This window comes from Rhizobacter sp. OV335 (genome assembly GCF_900142965.1).
GTDB lineage: Bacteria > Pseudomonadota > Gammaproteobacteria > Burkholderiales > Burkholderiaceae_C > Rhizobacter.
In genome coordinates, this window is record NZ_FRCQ01000046.1 from 22,747 (window position 1) to 35,526 (window position 12,780).

At 64.9% G+C, this 12,780-nt stretch carries 13 protein-coding genes and 2 pseudogenes; 7 read left to right on the forward strand and 8 right to left on the reverse strand.

Annotation, left to right across the window (positions count from 1 at the left end):
* Positions 1-9: 9 nt before the first annotated feature.
* The 4 genes from BUE42_RS29840 to BUE42_RS29855 form a co-directional block, all read right to left on the reverse strand.
* Positions 10-1,047, reverse strand: a complete 1,038-nt coding sequence (locus BUE42_RS29840; RefSeq protein WP_073468936.1) for an SDR family oxidoreductase — start codon at positions 1,045-1,047, stop codon at positions 10-12.
* 14 nt (positions 1,048-1,061) lie between these two features.
* Positions 1,062-1,655, reverse strand: a complete 594-nt coding sequence (locus BUE42_RS29845; RefSeq protein ID WP_073468920.1) for a TetR/AcrR family transcriptional regulator — start codon at positions 1,653-1,655, stop codon at positions 1,062-1,064.
* 290 nt (positions 1,656-1,945) lie between these two features.
* Positions 1,946-2,326, reverse strand: coding sequence for a nuclear transport factor 2 family protein (locus BUE42_RS29850; protein WP_073468921.1), 381 nt, complete (start codon positions 2,324-2,326; stop codon positions 1,946-1,948).
* Between the two features lie 41 nt (positions 2,327-2,367).
* Positions 2,368-3,132: an SDR family NAD(P)-dependent oxidoreductase gene (locus tag BUE42_RS29855; protein ID WP_073468922.1), complete on the reverse strand. Its 765-nt coding sequence runs from the start codon at positions 3,130-3,132 to the stop codon at positions 2,368-2,370.
* A 127-nt stretch (positions 3,133-3,259) separates the two neighbouring features.
* Between BUE42_RS29855 and BUE42_RS29860 the strand changes: the two genes are divergently transcribed.
* Positions 3,260-4,201 (forward strand): LysR family transcriptional regulator, encoded by a 942-nt coding sequence (locus tag BUE42_RS29860; RefSeq protein ID WP_073468923.1) that lies wholly within the window; start codon positions 3,260-3,262, stop codon positions 4,199-4,201.
* Between the two features lie 416 nt (positions 4,202-4,617).
* Positions 4,618-5,497, forward strand: a pseudogene (locus BUE42_RS29865) (restriction endonuclease).
* A 608-nt stretch (positions 5,498-6,105) separates the two neighbouring features.
* Here BUE42_RS29865 and BUE42_RS29870 read toward each other — a convergent pair.
* Positions 6,106-7,260: a Tle-like phospholipase domain-containing protein gene (locus BUE42_RS29870; RefSeq protein ID WP_143171842.1), complete on the reverse strand. Its 1,155-nt coding sequence runs from the start codon at positions 7,258-7,260 to the stop codon at positions 6,106-6,108.
* A gap of 255 nt (positions 7,261-7,515) precedes the next feature.
* Here BUE42_RS29870 and BUE42_RS32775 point away from each other — a divergent pair, with 255 nt between their 5' ends.
* The 4 genes from BUE42_RS32775 to BUE42_RS29885 all read left to right on the forward strand — a co-directional run bounded on the left by BUE42_RS32775 (position 7,516) and on the right by BUE42_RS29885 (position 9,520).
* Positions 7,516-7,728 carry a hypothetical protein gene (locus tag BUE42_RS32775; protein WP_143171843.1) on the forward strand — a complete coding sequence of 71 codons (213 nt, stop codon included), beginning with the start codon at positions 7,516-7,518 and terminating at the stop codon, positions 7,726-7,728.
* Between the two features lie 159 nt (positions 7,729-7,887).
* Complete coding sequence (locus tag BUE42_RS29875) at positions 7,888-8,076, forward strand: hypothetical protein (protein WP_073468925.1); 189 nt, start codon at positions 7,888-7,890, stop codon at positions 8,074-8,076.
* A gap of 6 nt (positions 8,077-8,082) precedes the next feature.
* Positions 8,083-8,310 carry a hypothetical protein gene (locus tag BUE42_RS29880; protein ID WP_143171844.1) on the forward strand — a complete coding sequence of 76 codons (228 nt, stop codon included), beginning with the start codon at positions 8,083-8,085 and terminating at the stop codon, positions 8,308-8,310.
* A gap of 31 nt (positions 8,311-8,341) precedes the next feature.
* Positions 8,342-9,520: a hypothetical protein gene (locus tag BUE42_RS29885; protein WP_073468927.1), complete on the forward strand. Its 1,179-nt coding sequence runs from the start codon at positions 8,342-8,344 to the stop codon at positions 9,518-9,520.
* A gap of 200 nt (positions 9,521-9,720) precedes the next feature.
* On the opposite strand, the gene BUE42_RS29890 is transcribed toward BUE42_RS29885, so the two are convergent.
* Both BUE42_RS29890 and BUE42_RS29895 read right to left on the reverse strand, forming a co-directional pair.
* Complete coding sequence (locus BUE42_RS29890) at positions 9,721-10,710, reverse strand: NADPH:quinone reductase (RefSeq protein ID WP_073468928.1); 990 nt, start codon at positions 10,708-10,710, stop codon at positions 9,721-9,723.
* A gap of 10 nt (positions 10,711-10,720) precedes the next feature.
* Complete coding sequence (locus BUE42_RS29895; RefSeq protein ID WP_235002704.1) at positions 10,721-11,113, reverse strand: ester cyclase; 393 nt, start codon at positions 11,111-11,113, stop codon at positions 10,721-10,723.
* A 165-nt stretch (positions 11,114-11,278) separates the two neighbouring features.
* On the opposite strand from BUE42_RS29895, the gene BUE42_RS29900 reads away from it, so the two are divergent.
* Entirely contained in the window at positions 11,279-12,175 is an 897-nt protein-coding gene (locus tag BUE42_RS29900; RefSeq protein ID WP_073468930.1) for a helix-turn-helix domain-containing protein, read from the forward strand.
* Positions 12,176-12,312: 137 nt separating this feature from the next.
* Here the strand turns inward: BUE42_RS29900 and BUE42_RS29905 are convergent.
* Positions 12,313-12,780, reverse strand: a pseudogene (locus BUE42_RS29905) (hypothetical protein); the annotation flags it as partial.

The following is a 12,780-nucleotide window of genomic DNA, read 5'->3' on the forward strand; positions in this document are numbered from 1 at the left end:
CGGTGAGGCTCAGGGCGGTGGGCTGCTGGCCACGAGCCCTCTGGACAGCAGGCTCTGCGCCGCAGAGGCCACGGCGTCTTCGCTGCTGCGTGGTGCCCAGTCCAGCAGTTGGCGGGCCTTCCGGTTCGAGATGTGCTTGTCCTTGCCCAACTCTGGGAGAACCTGCCTGAGCTCCGGCTTGAAGAGCGCGGCGACGCGCACCAACCAGTCGGGAAGCTCCCTGGTGGGCGCCTTGGCCGCGACTTCGCCGAAGCGCCCGCGGAGCATGGCAGCGACCTGGAGCATCGACACGCAGTCGCCGGCCGAAGCGAGAAAGCGCTCGCCGGACGCCTTCGGGTGAGTCATGGCCCGGATGTGGAGGTCTGCGACGTCGCGCACATCCACTACGCCGAAACACACCTTGGGACAAGCGCTGATCCGGCCCTCGAGCATGTGCTTGACCAAGGAGATCGACGACGAGTAGTCGGCCCCGAGAACGGGGCCGAAGATTCCCACTGGATTGATCACCGACACCTCCATGCCCCGCCCTTCGGTGGCGACAAAGTTCCAGGCCGCCTTTTCGGCCAAGGTCTTGGACTTGACGTAGGCGCTGGAACTCGCATCGAGGTGAGTCCAGGACGTCTCGTCGAGGGCTTGGCCGGCACGCCCGTGGCCGTAGCCGATCGCGGCGAAGGAAGATGTGAGGACGACCCGCCTCACTCCGGCGTTTCGTGCGGCGGTCAGCACGCGCAGAGTGCCCTCGCGGGCGGGGACGACAAGGTCGTCTTCATGCTCCGGTGCGGCGGGCGGGAAGGGGGACGCGACGTGGAGGACGACCTCGCAGTCCTTGACCGCATCGGCCCAGCCTTCGTCCCGTTGCAGGTCGGCCATCGCGAAGCCCAGTCGGTCATCGGCATGGGGCCTGCCTTGACCCACCATGGAGCGAACGAGTGCCCGCCGGCTTTCCGAGCGCACGGTCGTACGCACTTCGTGCCCGCTCTGGAGGAGTTGCTCGATGCAGTGGCTACCGAGGAAGCCGGAGCCGCCAGTGACGAGAATCTTGCCCATGCCCATCGGATCCCTCACTTCTTCACGTGACAGCAGACTCGAACACAGAGCCGAAGGCGCTCCGAGAATTCGCGCGGAGAGGGCGAACCCTCCTTCCACGTGAGACCGCAGAGGAACAGCACCTGCGCCACCTCTTTTGCCGAGCGGTTCGCACCGGACGTCGTGAATTCAGGCGACGCGGCCAGCGCTCCGGCGATGCGCTTCATGAACGCGCCCTTAACCTCCTCGACCGCGGCAGGAGACAGCTGATCGCCCGTCACAATGACGTCGAACGACGCGGGACTGAATGTGGCCAGGTGCCTTCCGAACCAGGCATCCAGCGCCGCCGTCAGGCGGTCGACCAGCGACAGGTCGGTCCGGCCGAGCGCCTTGTCCACCAAGGCCATGCAGTCGTCGAGGTACTTCTGCATCGCGGCGAGGAAGACCTCGTTCTTCCCCGCGAAGTGCAGGTAGAGACCCTGCTTGGATATGTCGGCGGCAGCGGCCAGATCCTCGATCGAGGTCTTCCGGTATCCGTGCCGTCCGAACTCCTTGACGGCGGCGTCGAGGATCGAGTTCCTCCGGGCCTCCGCCGCCGACTGAGGTGCTTCGCTTGATTTGCTTGCCATTTACCAAGTGTACTAAAACGATCAATCTGGTCAACCATCAGGTCGGCATCTTCGGGTCGGCACTCGGTCCCGATGCCTCGTCTTCCATCGCCATCGCCAAGCGCATGCTGGAGGGAACCATGCCGGGCTTGCCGCATATCTCGCTCGGCATCGTGGATGTCTGCGACGTGGTTGGTATCCGCGGCCGAATGAAGACCTCGTGTCGACGGCGGAGAGCCTGCTGCGGCTCGGCCCGATCTCTCGCTGAAAGGCCGGGCCGAGCGCTTGACGGCGCCAGCTCGGCTGCACGTTCAATCCTTGCTGAACGCGCGCGCAGCAGCCGCGGTGTCAAGTGCCTCGCGCAGCAACTTGATCTTGCCGCCCTCCGCGATGAGCACGCCGGCATAGGTCTGCCGGTACATCTTGCCGGTGTCGACCACCATCGCCTCGACCGAGTATTCGCCGAAGACCTTGTCGGGCGTGTCGATCCAGACCCTAAAGTCCTTGAAGCGGAAGTCGGGTACCTTGGCCAGCAGGCCGGAGAGCAGGACCTCGACGGCCGCGGGGCCGCGGGCATGCGCCTGGACCGTCGGCAGTTCAAGGACGCCGTCGTCCGCGAAAAGCGCCGCGGCGGCGGCAGGCGTGCGGACATTGTCTTGATAGGCCTGAAGCAGTTCGAGTGCGGTTGTCATGAGACTTTCCTTGACAGGTGAGGGGCTCGTCGATGGGCAGTTCAGACCTGCGCCATGCCACCATCGGCGAACAGTTCGATGCCGGTGATGAACGACGAATCGTCGGAAGCGAGGAACAGCGCCGCCCTGGCGACGTCGTCAGGCTGTCCGACGTGGCCGATCGGCACCTGTGCGGCCAGGTAGTCGAGGAGGCCCTGCTGCTGCGCGGCCTCGGGCCCTGCGAGTTCGACCAGGCCGGGCGTGTGGATCGGCCCTGGCGACAGGGTGTTGATGCGAATTGCACGGCCCTTCAAGTCCAGAACCCAACTGCGGGCGAGGTTGCGCACCGCGGCCTTGGTCGCGCTGTAAATGCTGAAGTTGGCAGTGCCCTTCACGCTGGTCGTCGAGCCGGCCAGGATGACGGAGGCGCCGCGTGTTGCCTTCTCCAGCAAAGGCAACGCCTTCTGCACCGTGAACACGACGCCCTTCACATTGCGTTCGAAGGTCTGGTCGAAATGCTCTTCGGTGATTGCGCCCAGCGGCAGCATCTCGCCCCCGCCTGCGTTCGCGTACAGCACGTCAACGCGGCCATGCTGTGTCCACACAAGGTCGTAGAGCTTGTCCAGTTCGCCCAGCTTCGTCGAGTCGGCTCGCACACCCTGGGCGTTCTGCCCGATGGCGGCGACGGCCGCATCCAGCTCGGCCTGACGCCGTCCTGTGATGTAGACGAACGCGCCTTCGGACGCGAAGGTCTTGGCGGCTGCCAGACCGATGCCGGTGGTGCCACCGGTGATGACGGCAACCTTGCCGGCGAGTTTGTTTCCCATGTCGTGCTCCTGTGTTGAGAGGGTGAGCGAAGCTTACGAATGTCATGGGTAGGAATAAAGATCCGGATTTGCACTTCTTATTTCATGTGCTTGAATAATGGGGGCGAAACAACCCAAGGCCAACGCTATGGACCAACTGCTGGCGCTGCGCGTCTTCGTGCGGATCGCCGAATCCGGGGCTTTCTCGCGCGCCGCCGACACAATGAACATTCCGCGACCCACGGTGACCAAGCTTGTCCAGGATCTGGAGCGCCACTTGGGAACGAAGCTTCTGCATCGGACCACGCGACGCCTCAGCGTGACGCCGGAGGGCGCGGCCTACTACGAGCGGGCCACCCGACTGATCGGCGAACTCGACGAGATGGACGAAAGCGCTTCGCGCACGCGCGCCCAGCCGCGTGGGCGCATCCGGGTTGACGTCGGCTCGGTAGTTGCCAACATGATCCTCATCCCCGCGCTGCCGGGTTTCCGCGCGCGCTACCCGGATCTGCATGTCGATCTCGGCGTCAGCGATCGTCCGATCGACCTCGTTGGCGAAGGCGTGGACTGCGCGATTCGGGGCGGGCCGTTGCCGGACACGTCGCTTGTGGCGCGACGCATCGCCGACATGGATTGGGTGACCTGTGCAAGCCCGGTCTACCTGAAGGCACGCGGCGTTCCGAAGCACCCTTCCGAACTGATGCCCCGGCCGGCGCAGGACGAGAGCAAGCGCCGCGTTCCTGGTCACGCCATTGCCGGCTATTTCTCGTCGCTCACCGGACGGGCGTTCCCGCTCGAATTCCACAACACGGGCGAGCAGATATTGGTGCACGGCCAAGTGGAGGTGGCCGTCAACGAGAGCACCGCGCATTTGAGCGCTCTACTGGCTGGCGTGGGAATCGGACAGGCATTCAAGTTCATGGCCGCGCCGCACCTCGAGAACGGCCGTTTGACCCGCCTGCTCGACGACTGGACGCGCCCGCGCCAGTCCTTCCACGTGCTGTACGCGAGCAACCGGCACCTGAGTGCCAAGATCCGGCTATTTGTGGACTGGGTGGCCGAAGTGTTCGCGCCATTCGACGATCGGTAGGCCTCGAAGAACAGGGCTCGAGGAAGCGGCAGCACCTGTTCGACCATCTGCGGCCTGGCTTGCCTGGGCTGTTCGCGGAAGCCGTGCCAGCTTTTCAGCGGCTTGTTCGAATCCGCGGCCGGCTGCCATGGGTCGAGAGCGCCTGTTCGCCGGTACGGGTAGCCGACATTCGATCGACGCTGTGCCGGGGACTTCCTGAAGTACGGCTTGAATGGCCGCTGCGCGCTCCGCACCGGACGTTGGTGTCGCCGGCATGGGCTCAACTCAGTGGCTGGTTTGTGGCCAGCAGCGTGACCCCGATCCCTGGCAGCCAATGACAGCACCCGCTGCATAGCTGTCTTTTCAGTGCCCGATGTGCCGAGCGATGCCCGACCTGATCGGCGTCTGATAATCAAAATAGTAAGGGGAGAGCAGGGATGGCGAGACGCAATAAGACGAGTCCTGCGGAGGACATCATGGACCTCGTTGCGATGCTGCCGTGGTGGGCAGGGGTGACGTTGGGGGTGATCAGCTACATGCTGCTTCACGGCGTTGCATCCCAGGCGGTTGTCTCCACAGCCCAGCCTGGGCAAGTGAGCGCGATGGTCGCCCAAACCCTTTGGAAGACGTTGGCCAGCATTGGCCAGTACGTGCTGCCCGCTCTCTGCCTGGCTGGGGCGGGCATGTCGGCCTGGCGGCGCAAGGAGCGAAAGAACCTCGTCATCGATGTGATGCAAAGCGAGGCGAGCGATGCCTTGGATGGCATGAGCTGGCGCGAGTTCGAGATGCTGGTAGGTGAAGGCTTCCGGTTGCAGGGCTACCAAGTTTCCGAAACGGGGGGCGGCGGTGCGGACGGTGGTGTGGATCTTGTTCTCAGGAAAGCCGGCGAGACCAGTGGCGAGAAGTTCCTCGTGCAGTGCAAGCAGTGGCGCGCTCTCAAGGTGGGCGTGGACGTCGTCCGCGAGCTATACGGCGTGATGGCGGCGAGGGGGGCCACCGGTGGGTTCGTGGTGACGTCGGGGCGGTTCACCGAAGCGGCTGTGAGTTTTTGCGAGCGGCCGCAACGTGACGCTGATCGATGGGGAGAAGCTTCGAGGGGTCCTTCGAGATGCCAAGGCCGCGGTCAATCGTTCAACTCCACGGCCTGCGGCAGCCCCAGCTGTGACGCCCAACCCCGCGCCGAGTCAGGCGTCAAACTGCCCGGTTTGCACCAAGCCGATGGTCAGGCGGACCGCGAAGCGTGGCGCGAATGCCGGCGGTGAGTTCTGGGGCTGCAGCGGTTATCCAGCCTGTCGCGGCACGAGACCGATCGGTTGATGCAGACTGCGATGTTCGGCAGGTTCGCCCCCCTCCGCATCGCTGCGCTCGACGACACAAATCTCAAGGAAGACGGTGGTCGAGCGGTGTCGGTACACGCGACGGTATTTTCTCTAAGAGGGTGGTGCCGGCCACCTCTCCTTGCGTTTTGCTACTCCTGCCTGACCGACCACGACCGGCGCTGGAGCGCTTGGCGCGATTTGCCACCGCCGGCGAGGCGGCCGAAGAGTTGCCCTCCATGGAGGAGGCCCTGCTGTCCGCAGAATGCTGAATCGTTTCAGGGCGGCAGTCGGCCGAGGCAATGCACGGTCGGGGCCGAGCCTCGCGTGTTGCTACCCCTGCCGCAGCAACCATCGAACTTGATCGCGGGCCGCACGCGTCTCGCCATCGGCTGTTCGACAGCGACGCACCCGGACCCGGCGACGAGGCGGCGTTCTTCGACAGCCTGCCGGACGACGTACCGATGACGCTCGCGGGGTACCACCGCTGAGTGGATCCAGCCGCGCGCGGCAGGCAATGGTGTTCCAGATCACCGCGATTCGGGCCTCGCGGCGAGACACTCCTCGCATGACGAGCTGCTCGCAGATCGGTGGACCGAGCTGGCTCGATCAGGCGGCGCCCTGGGCGGCCTGCTCCTGGACGAGGCCTTGCCGCTGATGGCTTTCGAGCTGCGGCAGGAACAGGTCGTGCAGGAACATCGGCCACACACGGTCCACGGGGTCGGAGATCTCCAGGTGGGGATCGGGTTCGAAGACGTGAGCAGTGCCCACCGAGCGCGGGTGCGGCAAGCCCAGCATCTTGAGGGCCTTGTTGGAGAGCTTGTCCGGGTCGCCCAGTTCCGGCACCGGATCGCCCTTGACGGAAAAGGATTCCACCAGGTCCGGCAGGCGCTTGACGTTTTCTTCCCGGGCCTTGTCCAACAGCCCGTCGCTGAGCGGAGCCGGTGAGAAGACGGTGGCCTTGACGGGTTTTTCCATCATGATGGCCGCGTACGATGCTTCCCCGCCTCCTTTGGAGTGGCCCGTGAGCGAGAGATCGTAGTCATGGTATTTCGCGCCCGAGTGGCCGTTCGTCATGGCCAATTGCAACTCCTGAGCCAGTGTCGCGGCCTGCTTGTAGCTCTCGGGCTCGACGCCCAGGCCGGCTTCCCCGTTGGCCAGCCACTGGGGCCCGCCCATGCTGGCGTCGCCTACCACGCGTTGCGAGGCGCCGCCAGGCACCTCGCCCGCGGTCGTGCCCCCGAACGCGAGGACGACGCGCTTGGCCGTGTGGTCCACCAGGATGCTCGCCACGAGGCCGGACTTCGGATCGGCCACGGTGCCGGCCATCTTCTTGTCAGGCGACAACTGGTTGCCCGTCGGCAAGTTCAGCTCGGTCGCGAGGAGGGACATCAGGTCCTCCGCCGGCTTGAAGTCGCCTGGCAGCTTTTCCGGGTCGCGGAAGTAGACGAAGTTCGCCATCTTGGCCATGTCCACCACGCCGTCGAGCTTGGACGCCGGCGGCATCTCGGCCCGGTGGAGAACGTCGGGGTAGCGGGCTTCCCGCCCACGTTGGTCGAGGCGGGCCTGGACGCCTGCAATATTTTGCCGCGGTCCCAGCGCCTTCAATGGCGCGGCGCGGCGCAGGTGGCCAGGGCCGATCGGCGCGCCTTCGCGCACCTGGGCCCGGCTGACGATGGAGGGCAGGCCGCCCGTCGTGCCTTCGGCTTGCGGGGTTACGCTCTTGGAGCGGACCTGCTGCGGTCGGGAAATGGGGATGCGCATGGGATGACGTTGGGTGCCTGGAGGGGAGAAACGTTGCCTTCGATCTCAGCCTGTCGCCTCGCATCCTGGCAGCGTGGCGGCAGTGGCCAAAGGTAAGCGCGGGCGCGATCCGGAGCAGCCTCGCTCGCGAACATGCGAGCGGAAATGCGATGCAGGGCTGCATCCTGCCCACCGACTGGTGTGAAGCGCTCGGGGCACGACCAGAAGCGGTCGTGATACCGCCAATCCTCTCCTCAATACCGTCTCCGCCCCCTGATGCAAGAAGTCGATACCGTCATTGCGTTGCAAGACATGCCAATTTCGCACTCCAATCGCCGTCGCGCACAATCGAGGAGTGAGATCGAGAGCAAAGAGCCCTCGCAGGCGCTCTCGAACGCGACGGTGGCGGTATCGCGTCTCTTTTCAGACGGCACGCAGCGCGCTTTTACTCTGGGCCGCGATCAACTGTTGACAATAGAGTGGGAGTGATTCGGGGCGGATCGGAGCGGTCTTTGACTGTTCGCGATTCGTTGGGTTTATAGCAGCCACCACTGAATCCGCTGCGGGCGGCGCAGCTCGAAGGAAAGACCTCACCGAACTGGAGCTCCGAGGGCTGAGGCCCAGGTCACGTCGCTGTCGACCCTCAAGATGACCCAGGACCAGGTCGATGCCATCGGCGGCAGCGCGATGGGCGTCGGAGTCGTCGTCCACGACACCGGCACCAAGGGCAGCGGCTCGGCCACGCAGACGATCTACGCGGGCGTCTCGCCGGACTACGTCAGCGCGGCGGGCCTGGGCTCGAATCTGTACAAGTCGACCAACGGCGGCGCTTCGTGAACCGCGGTGTCGACCCCGGTCTCCGGCTATCACATTCCGCACATGGTGCGCGCGGCAGACGGCGTGTTCTATGTCGTGTTCACCAAGGAATCGGGGCCCGGTGCCGCCGGGGCCGCCCGGCTCTGCAAGTTCGACGGCAGCAACTGGACCTTGCTGAAGGACCTGAACACCGGGGAACGGGGACTGACTTCGGCCTCGGCGGCCTGTCCGTCTCCGGCACCGGCGCGAGCATGACGGCAAGACCTGACGCGAGATCGCGGCCACCATGCCGCACTCGCCAGCCGATGAAGGGTTCTCCGGCTGGCCCGACGACATCGAGATCGATCCATCCAATCCCGACCACGTGCTGCAGGTCTATGGCGGCGGCATCTGGGAAACTCGCAACGCGTCCTCCTCCACGCCGGGCTGGAGCCACGCGATCGGCGGCCTCGAGGAGATTGCCGTCCTGGGCCTTGTCACGCCGCCGGCCGGCGCACCGTACATCCTGATCAACAGTTCGGGCGACGTCGGCCCCTGGGTGTACACGGATCTCGCGACCAAGTCGACCTTGTCGCCGCGCACCGAATGGAGCAACGGCTTCGGTGCCGACATGGCGTGGTCCGACCCGCTGTACATCGCCAGCATCGGCGTGGTCCTCGGCACCGGTACCGGCTTCGGCGTCTGGTCTGGCGACGGTGGCAAGACCTGGGCGAAGTTCGCCACCAACGCGCCCGGTGGCACGACCAACACCAGCGGGGACGCGAGCATCGCGGTCAACGCGCGCAACAAGGCGGTCTGGGCGCCGTCCAACTCGGTGCCGTCCTACACCACCGACAACGGCGCGAGCTGGGTGTCGACCAACCTGCCGGGGACGCCCAGCGTTGGCGTCCCCAGCGACTACCACCTGGCCGCAGACCGCAAGAACCCGAACAAGGTCTATGCCTACGATTCGGGCGGCGCCTGGTGGGGCACGCCGGGCAAGGTTCATGTCTCGACCGATGGCGGCCACAGCTTCACGCTGAGCGCGGGCTCGGTGTCGGCCGGGCTGGCGCCCAACTACTTCATGCACATCTCGCTGGCGGTCAACCCCAACGCCGAGGGCGACCTCTGGCTGGCCGACGGCAACGCCGTGTACCACTCGACCGATTCGGGGGTGACCTGGACCAGGCTCAGCACCTTCGCGTCGATCTGGAGCGGCAACGCATGGCCCGTCGTGCAGGGCGCCACGGCGGTGGCACTGGGCAAGGCCAAGCCTGGCGCCGCTTACTCGGCTGCGGTCTATGTGGTGGGCGTGGTCAACGGCGTGTGGGGCGTCTACCGCTCCGAGGACGGCGGCGCCAGCTGGTCACGCTTCAACGACGATGCGCACCAGTTCGGCGGCATCGGGACGATTGCTGCCGACCAGAACGTCTATGGCCGGGTCTACTTCAGCGGCATCGGCCGGGGCATGCTGTACAGCAACTGAACCCCGTCTTCTTCATCCCCTCGCAGCGATGCGCCGACGACTCCGATCGCGCAGGGGTTGAAGCTGCTCTCGACGCGCATCAGGATCACGTTCCGCGTGGCATCGATCCATTGTCCGATATTCATCATTCGACAATCGGCCCGCCGCTGTTGCGCGCGTGGGGCGGCGAGCCCGGGCCGGACGGCAACGCTTCAGATGAACTATCGCGGCACGAGCACAACCCGACCACGCCTCCCTCCGGCTTCGACTTGCACATGGGCTTCGGCGATCTGTGCGAGTGTGAACACGCGGTCGACGCTGAAGCCTGGCCATCCCGAACCAAGGAGTGTGTTGATATCGCTTGCGGCAGCCGCCTTCGCCTCGCTCGGGAAATCGTCGCTGCCGAGAAAGAAAACGCGGGTGTTCTGAAACACGAGTGGCCAAAATGGAATGCTCGGTGTCGATCGGCCGGTGGCATAGGTTCCGATCGAACCGCCTGAAGACAGGACCTCGACATCGATGCTGATGTTGGCATCGAATGCAACCTCCACGATATGGTCGATGCCATGCCCGGCGACCTTGCGCAATGCCGCGACGATGTCCTGCTCGGACAGACCGTCGGTGCATACAACGTCGTGGGCACCCGCTGCTGTGGTTGCAGCCACGCCAGCTTGTGACCGGACGGTGGCAATGACGCGAGCCCCAGCCAGCCGCGCCAATCCCACCGCACACAATCCCACCGCACCCGCACCGCCCTGCACAAGTACCGTGCGATCTGCGATCGGGCCGCCGGCGTGGACCGCACGGTGAGCCGTGAGCCCGGGAATGCCGGTACACGCACCCTGCTCAAACGACACGCCCTCCGGCAACGGTACGGCCTGGCCTTGCGGAACCACGGTGAACTCTGCCGCGGTGCCGAAAGGCCGGTAGGTCTGCGCGCCGTAGCACCACACCGATTGCCCCACTCGAGACGCCGGCACCCCCGGGCCGACTCGATCGACGACTCCAGCGCCGTCGCTGTGCGGGATGACGCGGGGAAACGGCATCCCAACCCCGAAGGCATCCTGGCGCTTCTTCACGTCGCCCGGGTTGATGCCGGAGGCTTGAACGCGGATTCGTACTTCGCCTGGGCCAGGCTGAGGATCGGCCATCGTGCCGACAACGAGGACATCGTGTGCCGGACCCTGCTTTTCGTACCAGGTTGCTTGCATCGGTGCGGCCTCACGAGCGCGGCAACCCGCCGATCTGCTGCATCAGTCCGAGCAGGTCCGGTTGCCCGACTTCGGAAATGATCTTCCCGGTCGAGAGCCGATAGATGTTCAGCGCTTGCACGGCAATCGTCTTGCCGGTGGGAGGCACGCCGAAGAAGGCTCCGCGGTGCGTCCCGTGCATCGTGAATCGCGCCGCGATGACATCGCCTTCGATGACGGTTTCCTCAAGAGTCCACTGAATGTCGGGGAATCCGCCGCGCATCATCCCGATGACCTCCAGGTAGCCCTGTGGCCCGTGCACGGGTTCAGCGCGCCCCGGAACGTGAAACATTGCGTCCGGAGAAACCAACTCCGTGGCGAGCCGCGGGTCCGCAGTGTTGATGAACTCCACGAAGCGAGCCATGAACTGTCGGTTTGTGGTTTGCATTGGTCGCCTCGGACTGTCTATCAGGATGGGAACCGAGGCATGGTGGCCGCAGGTGCCCGCGTTCCCATATTGTTCAAGTTGCCGGCGCGTTCGACACGATCAAAGTCGGTTGCCAAATGGTGAATATCGGACAATGGATCGATGCCGCGCGGAACGAGTCCCATCGATATCGAGCAGGTCCCATATCGGCCCTCGGCCAAGCGCGCGCTGGATCTCGAGGTCTTCTCGATGTCGGACCTGAGACGAAGGGTTCCCCGAACCCACTTGCAGCGTCACCACCGCTACGACTTTCACATGTTCGTGCACGTCAGACGCGGAGAATGCCGCGCCGTGGTGGACTTCAGTCATATCGAGTGTGGCGCCGGATCGCTGCTGACCATTCGGCCCGGACAGGTTCACCGCTTCGGCCCGGGAAGCCGTTGGGACGCAAACCTCCTGCTGTTCCGACCCGAGCTGCTGCAGGCTTCGCAGGGCGAGGAACGCCTTCAGATGCCTGAACTGGTCGACGCGCTTCCTGGTCATCTGCGCCTCGACCGGTCGACGGGTCGGTTCTTGGCCGACACGCTCGCGCGGCTGGAGGAGGAGTGCGCGCTCGACGCCCGGCAACCGCTGCTGAACTGGCTGCTCCAGAGTGAACTGGCAACGCTCGTGACGCGGCTGCACATCTTTCGCGCCGAGCAACAGCCGTCCGCTGGAACATCGTCCGACGCGCCGGAGCGCTTTCGTCTTTTCAAACGGCTTCTGGACGCGAAGGTGCATCAGTGGCATCACGTGTCGCGCTACGCACAGGCCATGGGATGCTCCGAGAAGACGCTCACTCGCATCTGCAGTGCGGTGGCTGGCGTCGGTGCGAAGGCCTTTATCGCCTCGCGCCTTGCGCTGGAAGCCAAGCGCCTGCTCGTGCATACGGAGATGCCGATTTCAGCCATCGCGCAGCGGCTTGGCTTCGACGAGGCGACCAACTTCACCAAGTTCTTTCGCAGCATCGAAGGATGCACGCCAGGCGACTTCCGCCGTCAGTTCGATGTCTCGTTGTAGTCGCATCCAGCGATCCTGTCTGATCATGCTGTCCATCAGGTCCAACTCATCGACGAAGACATCCACGATACGAACCGTGTCGTCTTCGCCGATGGGGGCCCTGCATGCCGGCCAACAGGATGCAGGTGTCGTCGAGCTCAGCGGGGAAACGGAGCGGGGTTGGCCAGGTAGGCCTTGGACAGGCGCGCGAACTGGCCGCCGTCGTTCGTGATGTCAGCCGACGTGTCGTCCCCGGGACTGAAGACGATCGCGAAGGTGCCGTTGCCCGCGTACTGGGTTGGATGCGTCAGCATGTACTGGACGTGGTTGTCCCGATAGTGCTTCGGTGTTCCGCCGGGGGTCGTCGAGGGCACACCCATGGGGGTCTGCCAGTACAGGATCGGCAGGCCGCCCAGGTGGCTGCGCACGATGCTCCAATCGTTGATGCCCTGGTTGAAATTCGGTGTGGTGACGTTGTTCTCGTCCAGGTAGAACGGGCCGGGGCCGCGATTCGCACAATTTGGCACGGGGTTCGGGTCTTCAAAGCAACCTGCATCGCGATCGCTCGTCTGCGCCACGATGAAGTCGGCCTTGTCTGCACCGAGTTTGGCCATGAAGGTGCCGGT

Coding starts and splice junctions, on each gene's coding strand:
- BUE42_RS29840 (WP_073468936.1), bottom strand. CDS start 1,047: ATGGGCAAGATTCTCGTCACTGGCGGCTCCGGCTTCCTCGGTAGCCAC.
- BUE42_RS29845 (WP_073468920.1), bottom strand. CDS start 1,655: ATGGCAAGCAAATCAAGCGAAGCACCTCAGTCGGCGGCGGAGGCCCGG.
- BUE42_RS29850 (WP_073468921.1), bottom strand. CDS start 2,326: ATGACAACCGCACTCGAACTGCTTCAGGCCTATCAAGACAATGTCCGC.
- BUE42_RS29855 (WP_073468922.1), bottom strand. CDS start 3,132: ATGGGAAACAAACTCGCCGGCAAGGTTGCCGTCATCACCGGTGGCACC.
- BUE42_RS29860 (WP_073468923.1), top strand. CDS start 3,260: ATGGACCAACTGCTGGCGCTGCGCGTCTTCGTGCGGATCGCCGAATCC.
- BUE42_RS29870 (WP_143171842.1), bottom strand. CDS start 7,260: ATGCGCATCCCCATTTCCCGACCGCAGCAGGTCCGCTCCAAGAGCGTA.
- BUE42_RS32775 (WP_143171843.1), top strand. CDS start 7,516: ATGCAAGAAGTCGATACCGTCATTGCGTTGCAAGACATGCCAATTTCG.
- BUE42_RS29875 (WP_073468925.1), top strand. CDS start 7,888: ATGACCCAGGACCAGGTCGATGCCATCGGCGGCAGCGCGATGGGCGTC.
- BUE42_RS29885 (WP_073468927.1), top strand. CDS start 8,342: ATGCCGCACTCGCCAGCCGATGAAGGGTTCTCCGGCTGGCCCGACGAC.
- BUE42_RS29890 (WP_073468928.1), bottom strand. CDS start 10,710: ATGCAAGCAACCTGGTACGAAAAGCAGGGTCCGGCACACGATGTCCTC.
- BUE42_RS29895 (WP_235002704.1), bottom strand. CDS start 11,113: ATGGCTCGCTTCGTGGAGTTCATCAACACTGCGGACCCGCGGCTCGCC.
- BUE42_RS29900 (WP_073468930.1), top strand. CDS start 11,279: ATGCCGCGCGGAACGAGTCCCATCGATATCGAGCAGGTCCCATATCGG.